The organism is Pseudomonas sp. CHM02, assembly GCF_000612585.1.
Classification (GTDB): Bacteria; Pseudomonadota; Gammaproteobacteria; order Pseudomonadales; family Pseudomonadaceae; genus Aquipseudomonas.
The window spans coordinates 48,666-71,554 of record NZ_JFCA01000002.1; the positions used below are offsets into that span (position 1 = coordinate 48,666).

Genomic DNA, 22,889 nt, shown 5'->3' on the forward strand with positions numbered 1-22,889 from the left:
AGTTGCTTAAGTAGTGACTGATGGGGTTTTGGGCCGTTCCTTTTTTATGACCTTTGATCGCGTTATTGCCAAATCGCTGGTTGAATGCGAAATAAATGCTAAGAAACGCTATACGGACAGGCTAAAATGCGCGCCCGGCTAACCGCTGATCCCTTTTCCATGCGCCCCACAAGGTTCGCTACGTGATCGAGTTTCATAACGTCCATAAAACCTACCGCGTCGCCGGTAAGGATATTCCCGCGCTGCACTCCACCAGCTTGAGTGTCGAAAATGGCCAGGTGTTCGGCCTGATCGGCCACTCCGGTGCGGGTAAAAGCACCCTGCTGCGCCTGATCAACCGCCTCGAAGAACCGAGTGGCGGCCAGATCAAGGTGGATGGCGAAGAAGTCACCGCACTGGACGCCAACGGCCTGCGCCGTTTCCGCCAGCAGGTCGGGATGATCTTCCAGCACTTCAACCTGCTGGCCTCCAAGACCGTTGCCGACAACGTGGCGCTGCCGCTGACCCTGGCTGGCGAACTGTCGCGCAAGGAAATTGACCAGCGCGTTGCAGAGCTGCTCGCCCGTGTCGGCCTCTCGGACCACGCCAGGAAGTACCCGGCGCAGTTGTCCGGTGGCCAGAAGCAGCGCGTCGGCATCGCCCGCGCCCTGGCGACCAAGCCAAAGATTCTGTTGTGCGACGAAGCCACCAGCGCCCTGGACCCGCAGACCACCGCTTCGGTGCTGCAACTGCTGGCCGAGATCAACCGCGAGCTGAAGCTGACCATCGTGCTGATCACCCATGAAATGGACGTGATCCGCCGCGTGTGCGACCAGGTGGCCGTGATGGACGCCGGCGTGATCGTCGAGCAAGGCTCGGTGGCCGACGTATTCCTGCACCCCAAGCACCCGACCACCAAGCGTTTCGTGCAAGAAGCCGAGCAGGTCGACGAAGGCGAGCAGCGCGATGACTTCGCCCACGTGCCGGGCCGCATTGTGCGCCTGACGTTCCAGGGGGAAGCGACCTACGCGCCGCTGCTGGGTACTGTCGCCCGTGAAACGGGTGTGGACTACAGCATCCTCGCCGGTCGTATCGACCGCATCAAAGACATTCCCTACGGGCAACTGACCCTCGCCGTCACCGGCGGCGACATGGACGCCGCGTTTGCGCGCTTCACCGCCGCTGACGTCCACATGGAGGTCCTGCGCTAATGGAAGTCCTGTTGAGTTTCTTCGCCAATATCGACTGGTCCGAAATCTGGCTGGCCACTGGCGACACCATGACCATGCTGTTCGGTTCGCTGTTCTTCACCGTAATACTGGGCCTGCCGCTGGGTGTGCTGCTGTTCCTGACCAGTCCGCGCCAATTGTTCGAACAAAAGGGCCTGTACGCGCTGCTGTCGCTGATCGTGAATATCCTGCGTTCGCTGCCGTTCATCATCCTGCTGATCGTGATGATCCCGTTCACCGTGCTTATCACCGGCACTTCGCTGGGCGTCGCCGGTGCGATCCCACCGCTGGTAGTGGGCGCAACGCCGTTCTTTGCGCGCCTGGTGGAAACTGCCCTGCGCGAAGTGGACCGCGGCATCATCGAAGCCACGCAATCCATGGGCGCCAGCACACGCCAGATCATCACCAACGCCTTGCTGCCTGAAGCCCGTCCGGGCATTTTCGCGGCGATTACGGTGACGGCGATTACACTGGTGTCCTACACGGCAATGGCCGGCGTGGTCGGTGCCGGTGGCCTGGGCGACCTGGCGATCCGTTTCGGTTACCAGCGCTTCCAGACCGATGTCATGGTGGTCACGGTGGTGATGCTGTTGATCCTGGTGCAAATTCTGCAAACCGTCGGCGACAAGCTGGTGGTGCATTTTTCTCGAAAATAACGGCCATGGCCGGCCCCCGCCGGCCCATGCCCGAACAAGGAGCTTGTTGGATGAAAAAACTACTGGTTGCTTTCGCCGCCGTTGCCGCGTTTTCCGCCCACGCCGAGACCCTCACGGTCGCCGCTTCGCCGGTTCCCCACGCAGAAATCCTCGAATTCGTGAAACCTGCCCTCGCTAAAGAAGGCGTGGACCTGCAGGTCAAAGTCTTCACCGACTACGTGCAGCCAAACGTACAAGTCGCCGAAAAGCGCCTGGACGCCAACTTCTTCCAGCACCAGCCATACCTGGATGAGTTCAACAAAGCCAAGGGCATTCACCTGGTGAGCGTCGGCGCCGTGCACCTGGAGCCCCTGGGCGCCTACTCCAGCAAGTACAAGAAGCTGGACGAGCTGCCTAGCGGCGCCAACGTGGTGATCCCCAACGACGCTACCAACGGCGGCCGTGCATTGCTGCTGCTGGCCAAGAACGGCCTGATCACCCTGAAGGACCCGACCAACATCCTGTCGACCATCAAGGACATCACCGCCAACCCAAAAGACCTGAAATTCCGCGAACTGGAAGCCGCCACCCTGCCGCGCGTGCTGACCCAGGTCGACCTGGCGCTGATCAACACCAACTACGCGCTGGAAGCCAAGCTGGATCCGTCCAAGGATGCACTGGTCATCGAAGGCAGCGACTCGCCTTACGTGAACATCCTGGTGACCCGCGAAGACAACAAGGACTCGGACGCCGTGAAGAAGCTGGTTGCAGCCCTGCACACGCCTGAAGTGAAGCAATTCATCGAAGAGAAGTACAAAGGCGCGATCAAGCCGGCGTTCTGACCTGACTCGATCTCCCAAACACTGGAGATCAAAAAATGTGGGAGCGGGCTTGCTCGCGAATGCGGTGTATCAGTCGACGAAGATGTTGACTGGCACACCGCTATCGCAGGCAAGCCAGCTCCCACATTTGTTTTGTGGTGCTGGCTGGGTTGGCGTCCGACTTATTTACGCTGGAGCAAGCCGGGCAATTGCGCTACCAGCTTCTGATTGTTCAACGGCGCCCGGATAAACCCACGCTGTGTTCCATCCGGCCCGATCAACGCCAGGTTGCCACTGTGGTCCACGGTGTAATTAGGCTTGCTGGTGTCGGCCGGGATGAACGGAATGCTGACGGCATTCGAGACCTTCTGCACCTCCTCCACATTCGCGCCGGTCAGGCCCTGGAACTGCGGATCGAAATAGCCCAGGTACTGCTTGAGCTGGGTCGGTGTATCGCGGTTCGGGTCGACGCTGACCAGGATCACCTGCAGCTTGTCCACTGCCTCCTTGGGCAGCTCGCTCTTGATCTGGCGCAGTTGGGCGAGGGTGGTCGGGCAGATGTCAGGGCAAAAGGTGTAGCCGAAGAACAGCAGGCTCCACTTGCCTTTCAATTCGTTGACCACCACCGGCTGCCCCTCCTGGTTGGTCATTGTCACTGGCGGCAACTGACGGCTTTGCGGCAACAGGATGATGCCGGCGTCGATCAAGGCGGTGGGGTCGCCCTGGCCCTTGCCCGAGAGCACTTTGTTAACGGTCAGGCCCATGATCAATGCCACCAGGGCCACCAGGATGAAGACAGTCTTTTGAGTTCGAGTCATAGGTTCAACAGTAAGTAGTGGTCTACGAGCAGGGCGATAAACAGCAGCAGCAAGTACCAGATAGAGTACTTGAAGGTGTTGATCGCCGCGTGCGGCCGACCGCCACGGTACAACACCCAGGCCCATTGCAGAAAGCGCCCGCCCAATACCAGCGCACAGGCAAGGTACAGCATGCCGCTCATATGGATCACATAGGGCATCAGGCTCACTGCCAGCAGGGCGAAGGTGTAGAGCAGGATGTGCACCTTGGTGTAGTGCTCGCCATGGGTGACCGGCAGCATCGGAATATCGGCCTTGGCGTATTCCTCCTTGCGATGGATAGCCAGGGCCCAGAAGTGCGGCGGGGTCCAAGCGAAGATGATCAGCACCAGCAACAGGGGTTCGGCGCTGATATGTCCGGTGACAGCCACCCAGCCCAGCAGTGGCGGCGCAGCGCCGGCCAGGCCACCGATGACGATATTCTGCGGCGTCGCACGCTTGAGAAAGCCGGTGTAGATCACCGCATAACCGAGCAGCGAGGCCAGCGTCAGCCAAGCCGCCAGCGGGTTGGTGAACGCCAGCAACAGGGCCAATCCTGCAACAGCCAGAAACAATGCAAACGCCAATGCCGCCAGCGGCGATACCCGTCCCTCCGCCAGTGGCCGCTTGTGAGTGCGCGCCATCACCGCATCGATACGCCGATCCACCACATGATTGACCGCCGCCGCGCCGCCCGCGCACAGGGCAATCCCCAGGTTGCCAAACACCAGCACCGTCCACGGCACGCCGGCACGGGTCGCCAGGAACATCCCCACCAGCGAGGTGATGAGCATCAGCACCACCACCTTCGGCTTGGTCAGCTCCAGGTAATCACGCCAGATCGCCTGGCGGTGGCGCGCGCCGATCAAGGTCGCCATGGCATCTCTCCTTTAAGAGTCATGAGGCCCGATACCTGTTTGCGCGGGATAAAACGCCAGCCAAATGGCAGCTGGTTGCGCACCCGGACCAGGCTGGTGCGGGCGTGATAGTTGACCAGCACCAGCGTCAGCAGTAACGCCGCACCGCCAGCGTTATGCCCGACCGCAACCGGCAACGGCAGATGGAAATACACGTTGCTCAGGCCCAGGCAGATTTGCGCCGCCAGCGCGATCAACAGCAGCCCCGCGAGTCGGGTCATGCCCACGGCGCGCAACTGCCAGGCCAGGCCCGACAGCACCAGCGTGACCAGTACCGCGCCAATGCGGTGGGTCAGATGGATGGCCGTTCGCGCCTCGCTGTCGAGTTGACCACCGAGATAATTGGGGCCGATGTGTTGAGTCAGGTGGAAGCCGTTGGCAAAGTCCGCCGCCGGCCACCACTCGCCATGGCACGTCGGCAAGTCGATACAGGCCACCGCCGCGTAGTTGGAACTGACCCAGCCGCCCAACGCAATCTGGCCGATCACCAGCACCAGGCCGGCAGTCGCCCAATATTGCAGGCGCTTGGGCACGATCAAGGCGGGTAGCACGCCAGACAGGCGCAGGGTCAGCAGAAACAGCAGGCTCAAGGTCGCAAAGCCGCCCAATAAATGCCCCGTCACCACTTGGGGCCACAGCTTCAACGTCACCGTCCACATGCCAAACGCCGCCTGGGCGAACACCACAGCCAGTACGAACAGCGGCAACTTCACCGGCTGGCCAGGATCGCGCCGATGACTCCACGAGCGCGCGGCCAGCAGCACGATCAGCAAACCCAGGGTGCCGGCAAAGTAGCGATGCGTCATTTCGGCCCAGCCCTTGTCTGCCTCCACCGGTGTATCGGGGAAATGCAACTCGGCATGGGCCAGTTGGGCTTCGGTGTTGGGCACGCTGATAAAGCCGTAGCAACCGGGCCAGTCCGGGCAACCGAGGCCGGCGTGAGTCAGGCGCGTATAAGCGCCGAGCAGCACGACGATCAGCGCCAGCAAGGTGGCAAACAACGCGAGGCGAAATCCAGGTTTGGCCATGACGATGCCCTTATCCGATGTTGGACAGTTTCAGCAGGTGACGCAGGTCGTTGAGCAAGTCCTTGCCCTTGACCTTGGCGTCGTAGCGCAGTACCAGGTTGCCGTGGGGATCGACGATCCACAGCTGCGCATCGCTCGGTGCACCGGCGTTTTTGCTGAAGGTCGACAGGTCCAGCGAGTAGCGTTGCAGTTGCGGGTATTCGGCCTTGAGCTTGGCGTCATAGTCGCTGGCAAGCGGCTGCGCACTGGCCAAGGCATGGCTGGCGCGGGAGGCATCGCGCCCCAGGCCAATCTGCAATTGCCGCGCGAGATACACCAGTTGCTGGCAATCCGCAGCGCACGCGGCGGGCGCGGTGACCAGCAGCTGCCAACGTTGCTCATCGGCCTGCACGCCAATGTCGGCGCGGGTCTGGCCGTTGCCGATCATTTCGCCATGGTAGCTGCGACTTGCCGGCACCCAGAACTGCAGCTTGTACATGAAGGTGGCCAACGCCATCGGGCCGATCACCATCATCAGGATCAGAATCAGCTGCCAACGGCCTTTGCGCCGATCAGGCACCTCAGACATGTTGAGTGGATTCATGGCCGCTCCCATGGGGCTTCTCCTTTTTGTTGTGCCATCCGAGGTAGAGATAAAGCGCCAGCAGGGCCAGCGACATGGCGAACCACTGCACGGCATACGCCAAGTGTTTTTCCGGCCCCATGGCCACGATCGGCCAAGTGGTTTCGTAGGTGCCCGGGCCGGCTTCGGCCCGCAGCTCGTAGGCGAAACCGCTGCGCCCCAGTTCCGCCCACAACGCGACAGGGTGCAGCGCCGTGAGCAGCCGCGGCCATTGCGCACCCGCCGGGTCGGCGTGCAGTTGGAAGGTTTCGCCGGGGGCGACATACACCCAGGCATCCAGGTTCAAGGGTTGCTCAGGCGTGCTGAAGACGGGAGGCGTGCGCCGGTCCGGCCAGGGCAACCAGCCGCGATTGAGCAACAGCCACAGGCCGCTGGCCTGGTCGTGGAAAGGCTGCAGCAGCTCTACGCCGGCCTTGCCGTCGCGCATGCGGTTATCGAGGAAAATGCTGTGTTCGGCATCCAATTGCCCGCGTAGCCGCACGCGGCGAAAGGCCGGGTCAGCCATGTCGTTGAGTTGCACACTGCTGATCGGATCCGCCGCACGCCGCTCGGTGTAACTGTCGACCAGCCGTTGCTTTTCATGCCCGCGAGAGAGTTGCCAGAACCCCAGGCCTACCATCAACGGCAGCAGTACCAGCACCACTAAGGTGGGTGCGATCCCTGGACGAAAGCGTTTTGCGGCGCTGGCTATACTTGTTTTCATTGCCCGCCCATCCCATTGGAGCCCGACCATGCTCAAAGCCGCTATTGCCCTGATGCTGATCGCGACCGTCGTGAGCCTGTTCAGTGGCTTGTTCTTCCTGGTCAAGGACGAGGGCAACTCCAACCGCCTCGTCACTGCCTTGACCGTGCGTGTCGTACTGGCCGTGATCACCCTGGCGTTGATCACCTGGGGCTTTTTCAGCGGCCAGCTGGTTTCTCATGCACCGTGGTAAGTCGGCTCACAGCACATAGACGAAGAAAAACAGCCCGATCCACACCACATCCACAAAGTGCCAATACCAACTGGCCGCCTCGAAGCCGAACTGGTGCTCGGCATTGAAATGCCCCCTGAGGATGCGCATCAGCATCACGAACAGAATGATCGTGCCGATGGTGACGTGGGCGCCGTGAAAGCCGGTGAGCATGAAGAACGTCGCGCCATACACGCCCGAGCCCAGGGTCAGGCCCAGCTCTTTATAGGCGTGGATGTACTCCTCGGCCTGGAACCCCAGGAATGCCAGGCCCAGCAACACCGTGATCGCCAGCCAGAGCTTCAGCGCACCGCGATGGCCTTTGCGCAGCGCATGGTGGGCGATGGTGATGGTCACACTGGAACTGACCAGCAAAATGGTATTGACCAGCGGCAGGCCCCAAGGGCTGATGGTGCCCTCCGGCGCGGGATACATTTTGGGGTCGGGGTTGTTGAGCAACGGCCAGGCAAACTCGAAGTTCGGCCACAGCATGTGCGCAATGCCCTTGTGGCCTTCGCCGCCCAGCCACGGACCGGACATGTGCCGCACGTAAAACAGGGCACCAAAGAACGCGATGAAGAACATCACTTCAGAAAAGATGAACCAGCTCATGCCCCAGCGAAATGAACGGTCCATCTGCGCGCTGTACAACCCGGCGCGGCTTTCCTTGATCACCGCGCCGAACCAGCCGAACAGCATGTAGGCCACCAGCAGGCCACCGACGAAGAAGATCCACGGGCCGTGGGATTCGGGGCGCGCCGCCTTCAGGTCGTTGAACCACACGGCCAGGCCGTACACGGTGACCAACATGCCAATCGTGGCAATTATCGGCCATTTGCTTTGCGCCGGTACGTAGTACGTATCATGAGTCGACATGTATTCGCTCTCCTGATTGAGCGGGCAAACAGTAGCTAGCCGCCGCTGTGGGCAGCCACCGGCGGTTGGCGCGCAGTGATGTCAAACAGCGTGTACGCCAGGGTCAAATGCTTCACATCCTTGGGCATGTCGCGGTCGACAATGAAACGCACGGGCATCTCGATACGCTGGCCTGGCTGCAGCACTTGCTGGGTGAAGCAAAAGCACTCGGTCTTGTGGAAATACATCGCCGCTTCGGCCGGGGAAATACTCGGTACGGCCTGGGCAGTCATGGGTTTGTCGGTGGGGTTGTAGGCCACGAACAGCATCTCGGTCACCGCGCCCGGATTGACCACCACTTCGTCCGCCTTGGCGTAGAAATCCCAGACCATGTCGATGGCGTTGGTGGACAAGAACTGCACCCGCACCTGCCGCGTTGGGTCGACGACCTGCTCGCCCTCGTACTGCCCGGCGGTCTTGCCGTTGATGCCGAACGCCTTGCACATCACGTCGTAGATCGGCACCAGCGCAAAGCCGAAGGCGAACATCACCACCACCAGGATGAGCAGCCGAGTAACCAGGCGCTTGATAGGCACGGACTCAGCCATGGCGATCACCCCGCTTTTGATTTTCTGTGGGAGCTGGCTTGCCTGCGATAGCGGTGTGCCAAGCACCGAATCCACCCACTGCCACATCCTCATCGCAGGCAAGCCAGCTCCCACAGGAGACCGTGTCGGCCTGCACCAAGGTGTTCATTTCACCTCCGGCGGCGTCGTGAAGGTGTGGTACGGCGCAGGCGAGGGGATGCTCCACTCCAGGCCTTCTGCCCCATCCCACGGTTTGGCCGGCGCCGGCGGGCCGCCACGGATGCACTTGATCACGATGAACAGGAAGAAGATCTGCGTAGCACCAAACATGAAGGCACCAATCGACGAGACCATGTTGAAATCGGCGAACTGCAGGTTGTAGTCCGGCACCCGGCGCGGCATGCCCGCCAGCCCGACGAAGTGCATGGGGAAGAACGCCATGTTCATACCCACGAAAGACAGCCAGAAGTGCAGCTTGCCGAGGGTTTCGTCGTACATGTGGCCGGTCCATTTCGGCAGCCAGTAGTAGGCCGAGGCGAAGATGCCGAAGATCGCGCCCGGTACCAGTACGTAATGGAAGTGCGCCACCACGAAGTAGGTGTCGTGGTACTGGAAGTCCGCCGGCGCAATCGCCAGCATCAGCCCGGAGAAACCGCCAATGGTGAACAGAATCACGAACGCTACGGCGAACAGCATCGGTGTCTCGAAGGTCAGCGAACCTTGCCACATGGTGCTGACCCAGTTGAACACCTTCACCCCGGTCGGTACGGCGATCAACAGCGTGGCGTACATGAAGAACAGCTCACCCACCAGCGGAATGCCGACCACGAACATGTGGTGGGCCCATACGATGAACGACAGGAACGCGATGCTCGCCGTGGCGTAGACCATCGAGGTGTAGCCGAACAGCGGCTTGCGCGAAAAGGTCGGGATGATCGAGCTGACGGCGCCGAAGGCCGGCAGGATCATGATGTACACCTCGGGATGGCCGAAGAACCAGAACACATGCTGGAACAGCACCGGGTCACCGCCACCGGCCGCGCTGAAGAAGCTGGTACCGAAGTGGATATCCATCAGCATCATGGTCACGCAACCCGCCAGCACCGGCATCACCGCGATCAGCAGGAACGCGGTGATCAGCCAGGTCCAGACGAACAGCGGCATCTTCATCAGCGTCATGCCGGGGGCGCGCAGGTTGAGGATGGTGGCGACCACGTTGATCGCGCCCATGATCGAGCTGATACCCATGAGGTGGATGGCGAAGATGAAGAACGTCACGCTTTCCGGCGCGTAGGTGGTGGAAAGCGGGGCGTAGAACGTCCAGCCGAAGTTCGGCCCGCCGCCCGGCGTGAACAGCGTAGAGACCAGCAGCAGGAACGCCGCCGGCAGCAGCCAGAAGCTGAAGTTGTTCATGCGTGGCAGGGCCATGTCCGGCGCGCCGATCATCAGCGGGATCATCCAGTTGGCCAGGCCGACGAACGCTGGCATCACCGCACCGAACACCATGATCAGGCCATGCATGGTGGTCATCTGGTTGAAGAACGCCGGCTCGACGATCTGCAGGCCGGGCTGGAACAGCTCGGCCCGGATCACCATGGCGAACGAGCCGCCGAGCAGGAACATGGTGAAGGCGAACCACAGGTACATAGTGCCGATGTCTTTGTGGTTGGTGGTCAGCACCCAGCGCATCAGGCCCTTGGCGGGGCCGTGGGCATGGTCGGCATGACCATGGTCATCGATCACAGCGCTCATGGCCGTTCTCCTGCAAGCGAGTGGGCGGGGCGGGTCGAGGTAAAAGCGATGAAGTCGGTCATTTGCTTTCCGCCTGCTTGATGGCCAGCACGTCTTTAGGCGTGACCATGTCGCCCTTGTTGTTGCCCCAGGCGTTGCGCTCGTAGGTCACCACGGCGGCGATGTCCACTTCCGAGAGCTGCTTGCCGAAGGCCGCCATCGCGGTACCTGGCTTGCCGTGGTAGACCAGGCTCAGGTGGCCTTCTTTTGGCCCGGTGGCGATTTTCGAGCCCTTGAGCGCCGGGAACATCGGCGGCAGGCCCTGGCCTTCGGCCTGGTGACAGGCCACACAGGTGGTGTGGTAGACCTTGTCGCCACGGGCCACCAACTCTTCCAGCGTCCACTCTTTGGAGGTCAGCTCCTTGAGCTTGGCCGCCTCTTCCTTGCGCTCGCCGAGCCAGGTGTCGTAGTCGGCCTTGGACTTGACCTCGACCACGATGGGCATGAAGCCATGGTCCTTGCCGCACAGTTCGGCGCACTGGCCGCGGTAGATGCCGGGCTTTTCGATGCGGGTCCAGGCCTCGTTGACGAAGCCGGGAATGGCGTCGCGCTTGACCGCAAACGCCGGCACCCACCAGGAGTGGATCACGTCGGCCGCCGTCACCAGGAAGCGCACCTTGGCCCCCACCGGCAGCACCAGCGGCTGGTCGACTTCCAGCAGGTAATGTTCGCCCTTGGTCGCCTGGTTATGGATCTGCTCGGCGGGCGTGGCCAGGTTGCTGAAGAACTCCACGTCCTGGCCCAGGTATTTGTAATGCCACTTCCACTGGTAGCCGGTGACCTGGATATCGATATCCGATTCGCTGCTGTCGTAGATATTGATCAGGGTCTTGGTCGCCGGGATGGCCATCGCGATCAGGATCAGCAAGGGCACGACGGTCCAGAGGATCTCCACCGTGGTGCTCTCGTGGAACTTGGCCGCGACCTGGCCCGTGGACCGGCGATGAACGATCATCGACCAGAACATCGCGCCAAACACGATGATGCCGATCACCACACAGATCCAGAAAATGGTCATGTGCAGATCGAACACAGCGTGACTGACTTCTGTCGCCCCTGGCGCCATATTCGTTGTCCAGGCGGCATGCGCCTGGCCGAATACCGACCACAACAGGAGGCCCATCCAAACGTGTGGATGTCGCATCATTGCGGGTTCCCCTTATCGTTCTTGTTATCCCGCCGGTTTGCACCTGCGTCGAAGGGAGCGGCTTCCATACTGCTTACAACCGCTTAGCCTTGCCTGCTTATGCAGTCTGGCGTCATCAGCTAATCGCGTACAAACCCGAGTATAGACAGGCTCTGCAACCCCGCAATGTGTAGGGGCAAATGAGCAAAAATGACCGGTCGGAGCCAATAAAACCGGGGGCGGAATCGTTTATCCGACGAACGATGGCAATTCGATATAACGCGCGCGCATAACCATGAAATAATTATGACAAATGCGTCTTAGGCGCTCGTATAAACGAGCTACCTTATCTTCTCCCTTTTCCTACGCCTGCATCACTGGAGCTTTCATGAACACCGCCGCATTGCGCGAGCAGATTTCCCGTGCCCATCAACACGAAGCCAGCACGGGCCAGCTTGCCCAGCAACTGGAAAAACAATTGCCGCACCTGCATTCGGCCATTTCCCTGGCTGACGGTGATCGCAACATTGTCATGACCCGCTTCGTGAAGGCCTACATCGACCTCGTCCCGGACTTGCTCGACGCCGCCAATGACGTCGCCCGCGAGGCCGGCATCGAAAGCCAGATCAAGCCAGTGCTGCAGATCGCCGAGCATTTCTTCCTGCAACCGCCCGCCATCCTGGCCGGCCATGAGGGGCTCGACGGCCTGCTCGACGAGGCCTACCTGGCTCATCGCCTGGTCGAAGAGGTCAACGATCTGTACATCAAGCATTTTGGCCAGCCGCTGATTCCGGCCGACACCACCGTGGCGAATGTCATCGCCCATCAACTGATCGGCGAAGCATTCGCCAACCAGCTGGATGAAGCAGTGCACCACGCCGTGGATGAAATGCTCAATGAGGACAGCTTTGCGCTGGAGTCGGTCGAGGCCTATCGCGAACAACTGAAGAGCCCGGACACGGAAGCAGCGTGGAAGCGCTGGCCGTGCCTGTCGCGGCAGTTGGGGGTTGAGTTGGCGTTGGATCAGCCAGCCTGAGCCTCTCGACTGACGCCACGTGTTGATCGCTCCCCACGCTCTGCCCAGGGAACAATCAATCTTCTTGCAGGAGCGAGCTTGCTCGCGAAGGCCCCAAGGACACCGCGGGCATTCAGAATACCCGCGTCATCGTTGACGCTTTTCGCGAGCAAGCTCGCTCCTACAAGGGGTATGCGGTGGTCAGACGGCGGCTGAACCTATCCCCGTCGTCGTCCGCACCCGGCCTTCGAGCCGGCGCTTCAAACCGCGCGCCTCAATCACCAGTTTCGAACCCTTCGCCGCATTCGCCCGGCCCCACTCCTCCAGCAACTCCAGGCAGGAATGGTCGATGTAACTCAGGTTGTTGAGCGGCACGTGCACGGTGGTCCCCGCGGGCACCGTCGACAGCACCTGGGTCAACGCCGGCACTTTCAGGAAGGTCGCCGCGCCGATCAGGCGCAACTCCATCTCGCCCTCCTGGGGCAAGTCGATCAGGCTGACCTTGAGCCGCGAAGCCTTGAATGCCAGCTTCACCAGCGTCAGGCCGAAGCCCACCAGCACACCCGTCAGCAGGTCGGTAAAGATGATCGCCAGCGCCGTGGCCGCATAGGTGAACATCGGCATCCGCCCATAGCGTCCCAAGGCCTTGAACGCCTTGACGTCCACCAGCTTGATCCCGGTGTACACCAGCACACCCGCCAGGCTCGCCACGGGGATGCTCTGCAGCACACTCGACAGCAACAGCACGAACGCCAGCAGCCACAGGCCATGGAACATCGCCGACAAACGCGTGGTGGCACCGGCCTGCACGTTGGCCGAGCTGCGTACGATCACGCCGGTCATCGGCAAGGCGCCCACCAGGCCACAGAGCATGTTGCCTACACCTTGCGCAGACAATTCCTTGTCGAAATCAGAACGCTGAACACTGTGCATGCGGTCGACAGCCGCGGCGGAAAGCAGGGTTTCGGCGCTGGCAATAAACGCCACCGCAAACGCGGCAATCAACAATTGAGGATCGGCGAGGTTCAACAGGTCGCTGGGGCGCAGCCAATCGATGGCATCGGCGAGGTTTTCCGGGACTTCCACGCGCTTGACCTGCAACGCCAGCACCAGGCTCACAACGGTGGTCAGGCCCACGCCCAGCAGGGCCCCCGGTACAAAACGCAAGCGTTGCGGTCGGCATTTATCCCAGGCGTACATCACCAGCATCGTCGCCACACCGAGCAATCCCGCCTGCCAGCCCAGACCACCGCCCAGGGTCGGAATCGCTTGTGCCAACGCCGCTGGAAAACCCGCCAGGTTGTCCAACCCCGAAGGCTTGGGCGCACCGTCGAGCATTACGTGAATCTGCGATAGCACAATCAGCACGCCAATCCCCGCCAGCATGCCGTACACCACCGCCGGCGCCGTGACACGGAACCAGCAACCCAGCCGCAGACGCCCGGCAACCAGTTGCAGAAAGCCCGCCAGCAGCAGGATCGGCCCGAGCATCAGCATGCCGTGCTGGCGCACCAGTTCGAATACCAGCACAGCCAAACCGGCAGCCGGACCGCTGACCTGCAACGGCGAACCCGCCAGCCAACCCACCACCAGGCCACCGATGATCCCGGTGATCAGGCCTTTGGCTGGCGGCATGCCGGAGGCGATCGCGATGCCCATGCACAAGGGCAGGGCGACCAGAAACACAACCACGGAAGCGAGCAGCTCCCGTGGCAATACAGCTTTCAATTGAGCAGCACGCATGATGACTCTCCCGAGGCATTTACCGGGCGCGACAAAGCCTGGCTGCATCCATGGCAGCCACCGCTTTACCCGGCAGGGAAGTGTTTTAGAAGCGCGCTTTAGGCGTCGCGCAAGGGATCGGCCCTTCGCCGCTCAACGGTCGGAACGCCGACTGGTCCGCATCGTAGGCGCGGATTTCGCTGGTCTCGATGTTGTAGATCCAACCGTGGATAAACAATTGACCATTGGCCATGCGCGACGCCACGGAAGGGTGGGTGCGCAAATGCTGCAGTTGGGCGATGACGTTTTCTTCGGTCAGCACCTTCATGCTCTCGCCTTCATTGGCGCAGTCGCAGTTGTCCTCGACCATGGACTTGGCGACCTCGGCGTGTCGCAGCCAGGCCCTTACGGTTGGCATCTTCTCCAGGCTGGCGGGGTTGAGGACTGCACGCATGGCGCCGCAATCGGAGTGCCCGCAGACGATGATGTGCTGCACGCCCAAGGCAAGTACGGCGTACTCGATGGCCGTGGAAACACCCCCGTTCATCTGACCGTAAGGCGGTACGACGTTCCCGACGTTACGGGTCACGAACAGGTCGCCAGGCGAGCTTTGGGTGATCAGCTCAGGCACGATGCGCGAGTCGGCGCAGGTAATGAACATCGCCCGTGGGCTCTGGGCCGTGGCGAGTTTCTTGAAGAGTTCTTCCTGCTGTGGGAAGACGTCGTGATGGAAATGCAAAAAGCCGTCAACGATATGCTTTAGCGCTGCATCGGCGGTTTCCGCCACTGGAGAGGCAGAAGCCGACGCAGCCAACGGCTGTTTATCCTTGTCACTCATGATTCATCCTCTTGATTAATGCAGGGGAGTTTTCAGGTCAGTTCGACGCCAGGCCAGTGCAATCGTTGTAAATGCCAAAAACCGGGCCGTCGACTCATCAGTCACTCGCTGAACAAGGTAACCGTCGAAACTTAACTCAAACTGAATGAACCGCTCTAGGACGCGGGTTTCAGTGATATCAAAACGCGACTATTCCTACAGGAGCATCGCATTAGGTCTGCTCAGTCTACAACAAAGCCATCTGCCTGCCCGGTGGACAAAAAGCTGTGCAATCCAGATTGAAGCCTTCCCGTCGGTTCAACCCCAGGCGTTTGATCGCCTTGCTGAAACGCTGGGCGAGCAAATCGGCAAACGGCCCTTCGCCACGCATGCGCACGCCGAAACGGCTGTCATACACCTCGCCGCCACGCACCTGGCGCACCAGGCTCATCACATGGGCCGCACGCTGCGGGTAATGGGCCGCCAGCCACTCCTCGAACAACGGCGCCACCTCCAGCGGCAGGCGCAGCATCATGTACGCCGCGCTTTGCGCGCCAGCGGCATGGGCTTCGGTCAACAGGCTTTCCAGCTCACTGTCGTTGATCATCGGAATCATCGGCGAGCACAGCACACCCACCGGGATCCCCGCGTCGCGCATCACCCGGATCGCCCGCAACCGCGCCTTGGGCGCCGCTGTGCGTGGTTCGAGGATGCGCTTGAGTTCGTCGTCCAGGCTGGTGAGGCTGATCATCACGGCCACCAGTCGCTGGCGCGCCAACTCGGTCAGCAGATCCAAGTCACGCAAAATCAGCGACCCCTTTGTGATGATGGTCACCGGGTGGCGATAGCGCAGCAACACTTCCAGGGTTTGCCGGGTAATCCTGTACTCGCGCTCGATCGGCTGATAAGGGTCGGTATTGGAGCCCAGGTTGATCGGCGCACACACATAGCCCGGCTTCGACAACTGCTGCTCCAGCACGTCCGCGGCATTGGTCTTGGCGATCAATTTGGTTTCGAAATCCAACCCTGGCGACATGTCCCAATACGCGTGACTGGGCCGCGCATAGCAGTAGATGCAGCCATGCTCGCAGCCACGGTAGGGGTTGATCGAGCGATCGAATGGCAAGTCCGGCGAGTTATTACGCGTGATGATGGTCTTGGCCGTTTCGATGCGCACTTCGGTGCCCTGGGTCGGCGGCACCTCCTGGAACCAGCCGTCGTCCTCAGCCACGCTGACCGTGGGCGCAAAGCGGTTATGCAGGTTGGTGGCCGTGCCCCGACCTCGGGGCGGCAGCGGAGTAGACATGAAAGCGCCTCGATACTGTTTTTATATACAGTATCGAGGCGCGAGGTTTCTGACCAGTGCCGTTGAGCGGTCAGGGAAGGATCAGTGCTTTTGTGTCACTTGGCCCAAGTCATCGCCGGAGGTGGTGCGCATATCGTTCTTGCGCAGGTCCGTCACCTCACCGGCTTTCACTGGTGCACCTTTGTTCCCCCAACTGCCGCGGATGAAACTGACCACATCCGCCACTTCCTGGTCCGACAGACGCCAGGCGAACGCCGGCATGGTGAACGTGGACGGCGCCGTGTGGGTCGCCGGTAACGTACCGCCGTTCAACACGATATTGATCAACGATGTGGCATCCGCCGTCTGCAGAACCGGATTGCCCGCCAACGCCGGGAACACGCGTGTATAGCCATGGCCGTCAGTACGGTGGCAGGCGGCGCAGTTGTCGATGTACACCGAGGCGCCGCGCTGGCTGTCATCGCCTTTCCACAGCGCATCCGCGACCTGCTTGTCGTACGGGTGCGGCTGGTCCTTGGGGTCCACCGCCGGCAGGCTCTTGAGGTAACGGGCGATCGCCGTCAGGTCATCCTGCGACATGTACTGCATGCTATGGACGACAACGTCGCTCATGCCACCAAACACCGCGCTGCGATCGCTGCGACCGGTCTTGAGGAATTGCACCAGTTGCTCCTCGCTCCAACTGCCGAGGCCATCCTTGTGGTCACCGCGCAGGCTCTTGGCGATCCAGCCTTCCAGTGGCGCGCTGCCGGACAGGAAAGCGTTGCCGTCGGCGGCACTCAGGGCTTTCTCCTGCATCGTCAGCGCCCGCGGCGTATGGCACGCGCCGCAGTGGCCGAGGCCTTCCACCAGGTAGGCACCGCGGCTGATCACCGGGTCGGCAGTGGCTTGCGCCGGGTGCTCCTCGACAGACGGCGCAAACATCCAACGCCACGCCGCCAGCGGCCAACGCATGCTCAAGGGCCAGGGAATATCGCTGTCCTTGTTCTCCTGGGCGACGGGCTCGACGCCTTTCATGAAGTACGCATACAAGGCCTGCATATCGCCGTCGCTGACACGGGCGTAAGACGGGTAGGGCATCGCCGGGTAAAGGGTACTACCGTTCTTGGCGACGCCATGGCGTACGGCCTTGTCGAAGTCTTCGAAGCTGTAGTCGCCCAGGCCGGTCTTGTCCGGGGTGATGTTGGTGGAATAGATCACGCCAATCGGCGTCTCCATTGGCAGGCCGCCGGCGAAGGGTTTACCGCCCTTGGCGGTGTGGCAGGCCACGCAGTCACCCGCGCGGGCCAGGTATTCACCCTGCTTGACCAGGTCTGTTTCTGCAGCGCTCACCGAGCAACTGCCGAAGAGGGCAAAGGTCGCGATAACAAGTGCTTTCATGGTCATCGCTCCTTATGCCTGAACCAGTGGGCCGGGGTTTTTCAGGTACTGCTCGCGAATCGCCCGGGCCGACCAATAGGTCAGCGCCGCCACCAGGCCGGTCGGGTTGTAGCCCAAGCCTTGTGGAAAAGCGGACGCGCCTGGGACAAATACGTTGTGCACGTCCCAGCACTGCAGATAACGGTTCAACGCGCTGGTTTTCGGGTCGGTGCCCATGATCGCGCCGCCGTTGAGGTGGGTGGTCTGGTAGGACGCCGTGTTGAAGTGTTCACCGACCTTTTTGCCGAGCACGGCAATCGCCTTGGGGTTCATCGCCTCGGCGACCTTGCCCATTTTCTCGACCATGAAGCGGTTCATCTTGATGTCGTTTTCCTGCCAGTCGAACGTCATGCGCAGCAGCGGCAGGCCGTAGGCATCGCGGTAAACCGGATCCAGATCCAGGTAGTTGCCGCGGTAGGATTGATGCGCGCCATGGGCATCCATCGACACTTGGTGGGTGTAGTAATCGGCGGTGGCGCGCTTCCACGCGCTGCCCCAGGCCGGGGTGCCCGGTGGGTTCGACGTGCCGGCAATCGGCCGGCTGCCGGCCTGGTTGACCCACATCGGCGAACCGCCCACAAAGCCGTGCGGTCCATGATCGAAGTTGTCGGCGTTGAAGTCATCGATGGCCACCCCATTACCGCCCGCACCGATGAAGTTGTTGGTGTGGGTGTCCTTGTCGAAGAACGCCTTGATGGTCGCCATGTTCTGGTAGGCGAAGTTCCGGCCCACCACGCCCTCATTGGTAATCGGGTCGTAGGGCTTGCCGATGCCCGACAGCAGCATCAAGCGCACGTTATGAAACTGGAAGGCGCCAAGAATCACCAGCTCGGCCGGCTGCTCGCATTCGCGGCCCTGGGCGTCGATGTAGGTCACACCGGTGGCCTTGCTCTTGGTGCTGTCGAGGTTGACCTTGAGCACATGGGAATTGGGCCGCAGCTCGAAGTTCGGCACCTGACGCAACGCCGGCAGGATATTCACGTTCGGCGACGCCTTGGAGTACATGTAGCACACGTAGCCACTGCAAAAACCGCAGAAGTTGCACGGGCCCATCTGCGCGCCGTAGGGGTTGGTGTAAGGTCCCGAGGTATTGGCCGACGGCAGGTTGTAGGGCTTGTAACCGACGCTGGCGGCGGCTTTCTGGAACAACTGTGCCGACACGGTGTTTTTCTGCGCTTCCAGGGGAAACGGGTTGGAGCGATCCGGTGCATACGGGTTGCCGCCACGACCTTCGCCTACCAACTGGCCCTTCACGGTCCAGGCCTGGCCGGAAGTACCGAAGACTTTTTCCGCGTAGTCGAAAAACGGCTCCAGCTCTTCATAGCTCACACCGAAGTCCTGGATGGTCATGTCCTTGGGAATGAAGTGTTTGCCGTAGCGTTCTTCATAGTGGCTGCGCATGCGCAGCTCAATCGGGTCGACCCGGAAATGCACGCCCGACCAGTGCAGGCCCGCGCCGCCCACACCGTTGCCTGGCAGGAATGCACCCAGCTGACGGTTAGGCAAGGCAACGTCATTGACACTGTGGCGAATGGTCACCGTCTCCTTGGAGATGTCCTGAAAGAGTTTCTTACGCACGCTGTAGGTCAGTTCGTCGATGACCTGGGGATAGTTGCCGTCCGGGTAAGTGTCCTGCATCGGGCCGCGCTCCAGCGCTACCACGTTGAGGCCCGCTTCCGTCAGCTCCTTGGCCATGATCGCGCCGGTCCAGCCAAAGCCTACGATCACTGCATCCACTTTCTTCATGATGGTCGCCATGTTCAGGCCCTCTCGCCGCGGATTGAAACTGCCGGGAAGGGGTACTGCTCGTTGCGTTCCACCCAATCCATGAAGTCGGCGCGGGCGCCGGGGAAGCCGATCATGGTCCAGCCGACCATGCCTTTGTTGCCGCCGTGGATCGGGTCGCAAAAGAACCCTTCCTTGGTGTTTTGCAGCAACAGGTTGAAGAATATTTTCGGCGGCACCGCGTCAAAATGCGCGGTCACTTCACTGCCTCCGGCTTCAAGGCGGCGCAGCATATCGTCTCGGGTAGCGCTGTCTTGCGCAGCAAAAACCTTACCGTTGAACGCCTTCGACCAGGCATCCGTCGCAGCAATGCCCAGGCGATAGATGTCCTTGGGCACCAGTTTGCTCTGCCAGCCCATTTCCGGCGGCGCATCGGCGTTGAACGGACCTTGCATGAACCACAAGGCACCGCTGGCGTAAGGGGTGTTCATCTGGCGATCGATGTATTCCGGCGCCCCCGCTTCCAGGGCGCCCGGGCCTTGGGCATCGGCGGGGATCAAGCGCTCGACGGCGGCGTTGATAAACGCCCATTCCTCGGCGGTGAAGTACGTGGGCTCGTAGGCCTTTTCGCTCGCCACAGGCTTGGCAGGCGCCGCCTGGGCCGGTTCGGGCGCAGCCATCAGCATCGAACCGCCAAGGCCGGTGCTGGCAACCGTGACCACCGGGATCAAGGTCAAGGATTTGCGCAGGAAGTCACGCCGGGGGTTGTCTTGATCTTGATCAGACATGGTGGCACCTCATCATGTGGTCACGGGTTTGTCAGCCGCTTCTGGGAGCGGTTTGTCTTTTTTCAGCGGCGAATTGGATCCAACCGATCCAAGGAGATAGAACGCAGCAGCAATCAATAGTTACAAATGATAGCAGGCTAACCATCGGGAGAATCGATTCAGCTGCAAAAATCGGCTTTTTGGCAGGCAAAAAAGTAGGAGCGCGCATGCTCGCGAAAAACTCCAGGACACTGCGAGCATTCAGGATGCCCGCGTTATCGTTGACGCTTTTCGCGAGCAAGCTCGCTCCTACAGGGGTGGTGCCGTTTGTTTAGTCTTTTTTCAGCTTTGGGTTAGGGAAGAACTGCACTGCCTGCACTTTGGGATCGGCAGGCGGTTTTAATGCCGAGGTATTCACCCGGGTGCCCAACTCCTTGGGTACCGACAGACCCTGGTCATTCAGGGTGTCGGTATAACCGCAGGCCACGCACTCGCGATGCGGCACGTTGTCTTCGGTCCACATTTTCAGTTTGTCCGGCTCACTGCACGCCGGGCAGACCGCCCCGGCGATGAATTGCTTTTTGGTCATCACAGGCCCTTCACTCATGCTGCCGCGTCCTCACTCAGGCCGCTGTGGCGCAAGAGTGCGTCAATCGACGGCGCACGTCCGCGGAAGTCGACGAACAGCACCATTGGCTCCTGGGAACCGCCACGCGCCAGGATCGCCTCGCGGAAGGCACGGCCGGTCTCGGCATTGAGCACGCCGTCTTCCTCGAACTTGGAGAAGGCATCCGCCGACAGCACTTCGGCCCACTTGTAGCTGTAGTAACCCGCGGCATAACCACCGGCGAAGATGTGCGCAAAGCTGTTGGGGAAGCGGTTGTAGGCCGGCGGACGCATCACCGACACCTCATCGCGCACGCCTTCCAGCACCTGGGCCACGCTGCGGCCGTCACCGTGCGTGGCATGCAGTTCGAAGTCGAACAGCGAGAATTCCAGCTGGCGCACCATCATCAGGCCGGACTGGAAATTCTTCGCCGCGAGCATTTTTTCCAGCAGGTCCTGCGGCAACGGCTCGCCGGTTTCATAGTGACCGGAGATCAGCGCCAGGCCTTCCGGCTCCCAGCACCAGTTCTCCATGAACTGGCTCGGCAGTTCCACCGCATCCCAGGCCACGCCGTTGATGCCGGACACGCCAGCGTGCTCAACGCGGGTCAGCAAGTGGTGCAGGCCGTGGCCGAATTCGTGGAACAGCGTGGTGACTTCATCATGGGTCAGCAGGGCGGGCTTGCCGCTGTCGGCCGGGGTGAAGTTGCACACCAGGTTGGCCACCGGGCTTTGCAGCACGCCGTCGATGGTGCGACGACGGTCACGAGCGCCGTCCATCCAGGCGCCGCCACGCTTGTTGGCGCGGGCGTAAAGGTCGAAGAAGAAGCGACCGACGTGCTGGCCGTTTTCCTTGATTTCAAACAGGCGGACATCCGGGTGCCAGGTGTCGAAGCCTTTCTGCTCGGCGATCTCGATGCCGTACAGGCGCTGCACAATGGCGAACAGGCCGCCCAGCACTTTGTCGATCGGGAAGTAGGCGCGCAGGGCTTCCTGGGACACGCTGTAGCGCTGCTCACGGAGTTTTTCGCCGTAGAAACCACTGTCCCAGCTTTGCAGGTCGGCGCAGCCTTGTTCAGCAGCGTAGGCCTTGAGCTGTTGCAGGTCCTGGGCGGCAAACGGCTTGCTGCGCTTGGCCAGGTCACGCAGGAAGCTCAGCACCTGGTCGCTGGACTCGGCCATTTTGGTGGCCAGGCTCAGTTCGGAGAACGACGCATAACCCAGCAGCTGAGCCAGCTCCTGACGCAGGTCGAGGATCTGTTCCATCACCGGGCCGTTATCGTTCTGACCGGCATTCGGGCCTTGGTCCGACGCACGGGTGCAGTAGGCTGCGTAGACTTCTTCACGCAGGGCGCGATCCTGGGCGTAGGTCATCACCGCGTAGTAGCTGGGGAATTCCAGGGTGATCAGCCAGCCGTCGAGGCTTTTGGCCTGGGCCGCGGCAGCCATCTGCGCCTTGGCCGAGTCGGTCAGGCCGGCGAGGGTGGCCTCATCGGTCACGTGTTTGGTCCAGGCCTGGGTGGCGTCCAGCAACTGGTTGGAAAATTTGCTGCCCAACTCGGACAGTTTGCTCTGCACTTCGGCGTAGCGCTTTTGCTGCTCGGGCGGCAGATCGATGCCGGACAGGCGGAAGTCACGCAGCGAGTGTTCCAGGATGGTTTTTTGCGCCACGTCGAAGCCGGCGGCTTCCGGGCTGTTGGCCAGGGCTTCAAAGGCCTGGAACAGCGCGCGGTTCTGGCCCATCTCGGTGGAGTAGGCGCTCAACGCCGGCAGGCAGCCTTCATAGGCTTCGCGCAGTTCGGCGCTGTTGCACACGGCATTGAGGTGGCTGACCGGGCTCCAGGCAGCACCGAGGCGGTCATTCAGTTCGTCCATGGCCAGGACCAGGCCGGCCCACGTCGGATGTTTACCCTGGCTGTGCAGGATGCCTTCGATGGCAACGCGGTTGTCGGCGAGGATCTGTTCAATGGCCGGCTGCACGTGCTCGGCACGGATCGCCGAGAACGGCGGCAGGTCGTAGGACTGCAGAAGAGGGTTGTTCGCGCTCACGGTTGGCACCTTGGCTGAAGAAACATGTAAGAACAAAGATGGGGCCATCTTAATTACAATCAACGCCCACCGCAGCTATCAGCA

The 22,889-nt window shown here is 61.2% G+C and carries 22 protein-coding genes; 5 read left to right on the forward strand and 17 right to left on the reverse strand.

Annotated elements, in window-relative coordinates; translation table 11 throughout:
* The first annotated feature begins 182 nt into the window (after positions 1 to 182).
* The 3 genes from BM70_RS0101335 to BM70_RS0101345 are packed head-to-tail and all read left to right on the forward strand — an operon-like array spanning position 183 to position 2,685.
* On the forward strand, positions 183 to 1,190 hold the full coding sequence (locus BM70_RS0101335) for a methionine ABC transporter ATP-binding protein (protein ID WP_025854328.1): 1,008 nt from the start codon (positions 183 to 185) through the stop codon (positions 1,188 to 1,190).
* Positions 1,190 to 1,864 carry a methionine ABC transporter permease gene (locus BM70_RS0101340; protein ID WP_025854329.1) on the forward strand — a complete coding sequence of 225 codons (675 nt, stop codon included), beginning with the start codon at positions 1,190 to 1,192 and terminating at the stop codon, positions 1,862 to 1,864. The genes BM70_RS0101335 and BM70_RS0101340 overlap by 1 nt, the downstream gene beginning before the upstream one ends.
* A 50-nt stretch (positions 1,865 to 1,914) precedes the next feature.
* Positions 1,915 to 2,685, forward strand: a complete 771-nt coding sequence (locus tag BM70_RS0101345; protein WP_025854330.1) for a MetQ/NlpA family ABC transporter substrate-binding protein — start codon at positions 1,915 to 1,917, stop codon at positions 2,683 to 2,685.
* A 161-nt stretch (positions 2,686 to 2,846) separates the two neighbouring features.
* On the opposite strand, the gene BM70_RS0101350 is transcribed toward BM70_RS0101345, so the two are convergent.
* Genes BM70_RS0101350 through BM70_RS0101370 form a run of 5 tightly spaced genes read right to left on the reverse strand, consistent with a single transcriptional unit; the run spans position 2,847 to position 6,770 of the window.
* Positions 2,847 to 3,482, reverse strand: coding sequence for an SCO family protein (locus tag BM70_RS0101350; RefSeq protein WP_025854331.1), 636 nt, complete (start codon positions 3,480 to 3,482; stop codon positions 2,847 to 2,849).
* Positions 3,479 to 4,378, reverse strand: coding sequence for a heme o synthase (gene cyoE / locus BM70_RS0101355; protein ID WP_025854332.1), 900 nt, complete (start codon positions 4,376 to 4,378; stop codon positions 3,479 to 3,481). The genes BM70_RS0101350 and cyoE overlap by 4 nt, the downstream gene beginning before the upstream one ends.
* The gene (locus tag BM70_RS0101360) at positions 4,366 to 5,445 is read right to left on the reverse strand and encodes a heme A synthase (RefSeq protein WP_025854333.1); all 1,080 of its coding nucleotides are present in this window, start codon (positions 5,443 to 5,445) and stop codon (positions 4,366 to 4,368) included. The genes cyoE and BM70_RS0101360 overlap by 13 nt, the downstream gene beginning before the upstream one ends.
* A 10-nt stretch (positions 5,446 to 5,455) precedes the next feature.
* Positions 5,456 to 6,040: a hypothetical protein gene (locus BM70_RS0101365; RefSeq protein WP_025854334.1), complete on the reverse strand. Its 585-nt coding sequence runs from the start codon at positions 6,038 to 6,040 to the stop codon at positions 5,456 to 5,458.
* Positions 6,006 to 6,770, reverse strand: coding sequence for an SURF1 family protein (locus BM70_RS0101370; protein WP_025854335.1), 765 nt, complete (start codon positions 6,768 to 6,770; stop codon positions 6,006 to 6,008). The genes BM70_RS0101365 and BM70_RS0101370 overlap by 35 nt, the downstream gene beginning before the upstream one ends.
* A gap of 28 nt (positions 6,771 to 6,798) precedes the next feature.
* On the opposite strand from BM70_RS0101370, the gene BM70_RS0101375 reads away from it, so the two are divergent.
* Positions 6,799 to 7,002, forward strand: a complete 204-nt coding sequence (locus BM70_RS0101375) for a twin transmembrane helix small protein (RefSeq protein WP_012721507.1) — start codon at positions 6,799 to 6,801, stop codon at positions 7,000 to 7,002.
* 6 nt (positions 7,003 to 7,008) lie between these two features.
* On the opposite strand, the gene BM70_RS0101380 is transcribed toward BM70_RS0101375, so the two are convergent.
* From BM70_RS0101380 to coxB, 4 genes are all read right to left on the reverse strand, one after another.
* Positions 7,009 to 7,896 carry a cytochrome c oxidase subunit 3 gene (locus BM70_RS0101380; protein WP_025854336.1) on the reverse strand — a complete coding sequence of 296 codons (888 nt, stop codon included), beginning with the start codon at positions 7,894 to 7,896 and terminating at the stop codon, positions 7,009 to 7,011.
* Positions 7,897 to 7,931: 35 nt separating this feature from the next.
* Positions 7,932 to 8,483 carry a cytochrome c oxidase assembly protein gene (locus BM70_RS0101385; protein WP_025854337.1) on the reverse strand — a complete coding sequence of 184 codons (552 nt, stop codon included), beginning with the start codon at positions 8,481 to 8,483 and terminating at the stop codon, positions 7,932 to 7,934.
* Between the two features lie 144 nt (positions 8,484 to 8,627).
* The gene (ctaD, locus tag BM70_RS0101390; RefSeq protein WP_025854338.1) at positions 8,628 to 10,214 is read right to left on the reverse strand and encodes a cytochrome c oxidase subunit I; all 1,587 of its coding nucleotides are present in this window, start codon (positions 10,212 to 10,214) and stop codon (positions 8,628 to 8,630) included.
* A 58-nt stretch (positions 10,215 to 10,272) separates the two neighbouring features.
* Positions 10,273 to 11,400 carry a cytochrome c oxidase subunit II gene (coxB, locus tag BM70_RS0101395; protein WP_025854339.1) on the reverse strand — a complete coding sequence of 376 codons (1,128 nt, stop codon included), beginning with the start codon at positions 11,398 to 11,400 and terminating at the stop codon, positions 10,273 to 10,275.
* A gap of 367 nt (positions 11,401 to 11,767) precedes the next feature.
* Here coxB and BM70_RS0101400 point away from each other — a divergent pair, with 367 nt between their 5' ends.
* A complete protein-coding gene (locus BM70_RS0101400) occupies positions 11,768 to 12,415 on the forward strand; it encodes a hypothetical protein (RefSeq protein WP_025854340.1) in 648 nt (215 codons plus the stop codon).
* Positions 12,416 to 12,595: 180 nt separating this feature from the next.
* Here BM70_RS0101400 and BM70_RS0101405 read toward each other — a convergent pair whose 3' ends face one another.
* The 8 genes from BM70_RS0101405 to prlC all read right to left on the reverse strand — a co-directional run bounded on the left by BM70_RS0101405 (position 12,596) and on the right by prlC (position 22,805).
* Positions 12,596 to 14,137: a SulP family inorganic anion transporter gene (locus BM70_RS0101405; protein WP_025854341.1), complete on the reverse strand. Its 1,542-nt coding sequence runs from the start codon at positions 14,135 to 14,137 to the stop codon at positions 12,596 to 12,598.
* An 85-nt stretch (positions 14,138 to 14,222) separates the two neighbouring features.
* Positions 14,223 to 14,954 (reverse strand): carbonic anhydrase, encoded by a 732-nt coding sequence (locus BM70_RS0101410; protein WP_025854342.1) that lies wholly within the window; start codon positions 14,952 to 14,954, stop codon positions 14,223 to 14,225.
* Positions 14,955 to 15,180: 226 nt separating this feature from the next.
* Entirely contained in the window at positions 15,181 to 16,239 is a 1,059-nt protein-coding gene (locus tag BM70_RS0101415; protein WP_025854343.1) for a PA0069 family radical SAM protein, read from the reverse strand.
* Positions 16,240 to 16,320: 81 nt separating this feature from the next.
* The gene (locus tag BM70_RS0101420) at positions 16,321 to 17,619 is read right to left on the reverse strand and encodes a cytochrome c (RefSeq protein WP_025854344.1); all 1,299 of its coding nucleotides are present in this window, start codon (positions 17,617 to 17,619) and stop codon (positions 16,321 to 16,323) included.
* A gap of 12 nt (positions 17,620 to 17,631) precedes the next feature.
* Positions 17,632 to 19,416, reverse strand: coding sequence for a GMC family oxidoreductase (locus tag BM70_RS0101425; RefSeq protein WP_025854345.1), 1,785 nt, complete (start codon positions 19,414 to 19,416; stop codon positions 17,632 to 17,634).
* A 2-nt stretch (positions 19,417 to 19,418) separates the two neighbouring features.
* On the reverse strand, positions 19,419 to 20,171 hold the full coding sequence (locus BM70_RS0101430) for a gluconate 2-dehydrogenase subunit 3 family protein (protein WP_025854346.1): 753 nt from the start codon (positions 20,169 to 20,171) through the stop codon (positions 19,419 to 19,421).
* Between the two features lie 310 nt (positions 20,172 to 20,481).
* A complete protein-coding gene (locus tag BM70_RS0101435) occupies positions 20,482 to 20,757 on the reverse strand; it encodes a YheV family putative zinc ribbon protein (protein ID WP_025854347.1) in 276 nt (91 codons plus the stop codon).
* Entirely contained in the window at positions 20,754 to 22,805 is a 2,052-nt protein-coding gene (gene prlC / locus BM70_RS0101440) for an oligopeptidase A (RefSeq protein WP_025854348.1), read from the reverse strand. The genes BM70_RS0101435 and prlC overlap by 4 nt, the downstream gene beginning before the upstream one ends.
* Positions 22,806 to 22,889: the final 84 nt, after the last annotated feature.

Coding starts and splice junctions, on each gene's coding strand:
- BM70_RS0101340 (WP_025854329.1), top strand. CDS start 1,190: ATGGAAGTCCTGTTGAGTTTCTTCGCCAATATCGACTGGTCCGAAATC.
- BM70_RS0101345 (WP_025854330.1), top strand. CDS start 1,915: ATGAAAAAACTACTGGTTGCTTTCGCCGCCGTTGCCGCGTTTTCCGCC.
- BM70_RS0101350 (WP_025854331.1), bottom strand. CDS start 3,482: ATGACTCGAACTCAAAAGACTGTCTTCATCCTGGTGGCCCTGGTGGCA.
- cyoE (WP_025854332.1), bottom strand. CDS start 4,378: ATGGCGACCTTGATCGGCGCGCGCCACCGCCAGGCGATCTGGCGTGAT.
- BM70_RS0101360 (WP_025854333.1), bottom strand. CDS start 5,445: ATGGCCAAACCTGGATTTCGCCTCGCGTTGTTTGCCACCTTGCTGGCG.
- BM70_RS0101365 (WP_025854334.1), bottom strand. CDS start 6,040: ATGGGAGCGGCCATGAATCCACTCAACATGTCTGAGGTGCCTGATCGG.
- BM70_RS0101370 (WP_025854335.1), bottom strand. CDS start 6,770: ATGAAAACAAGTATAGCCAGCGCCGCAAAACGCTTTCGTCCAGGGATC.
- BM70_RS0101375 (WP_012721507.1), top strand. CDS start 6,799: ATGCTCAAAGCCGCTATTGCCCTGATGCTGATCGCGACCGTCGTGAGC.
- BM70_RS0101380 (WP_025854336.1), bottom strand. CDS start 7,896: ATGTCGACTCATGATACGTACTACGTACCGGCGCAAAGCAAATGGCCG.
- BM70_RS0101385 (WP_025854337.1), bottom strand. CDS start 8,483: ATGGCTGAGTCCGTGCCTATCAAGCGCCTGGTTACTCGGCTGCTCATC.
- ctaD (WP_025854338.1), bottom strand. CDS start 10,214: ATGAGCGCTGTGATCGATGACCATGGTCATGCCGACCATGCCCACGGC.
- coxB (WP_025854339.1), bottom strand. CDS start 11,400: ATGATGCGACATCCACACGTTTGGATGGGCCTCCTGTTGTGGTCGGTA.
- BM70_RS0101400 (WP_025854340.1), top strand. CDS start 11,768: ATGAACACCGCCGCATTGCGCGAGCAGATTTCCCGTGCCCATCAACAC.
- BM70_RS0101405 (WP_025854341.1), bottom strand. CDS start 14,137: ATGCGTGCTGCTCAATTGAAAGCTGTATTGCCACGGGAGCTGCTCGCT.
- BM70_RS0101410 (WP_025854342.1), bottom strand. CDS start 14,954: ATGAGTGACAAGGATAAACAGCCGTTGGCTGCGTCGGCTTCTGCCTCT.
- BM70_RS0101415 (WP_025854343.1), bottom strand. CDS start 16,239: ATGTCTACTCCGCTGCCGCCCCGAGGTCGGGGCACGGCCACCAACCTG.
- BM70_RS0101420 (WP_025854344.1), bottom strand. CDS start 17,619: ATGAAAGCACTTGTTATCGCGACCTTTGCCCTCTTCGGCAGTTGCTCG.
- BM70_RS0101425 (WP_025854345.1), bottom strand. CDS start 19,416: ATGGCGACCATCATGAAGAAAGTGGATGCAGTGATCGTAGGCTTTGGC.
- BM70_RS0101430 (WP_025854346.1), bottom strand. CDS start 20,171: ATGTCTGATCAAGATCAAGACAACCCCCGGCGTGACTTCCTGCGCAAA.
- BM70_RS0101435 (WP_025854347.1), bottom strand. CDS start 20,757: ATGAGTGAAGGGCCTGTGATGACCAAAAAGCAATTCATCGCCGGGGCG.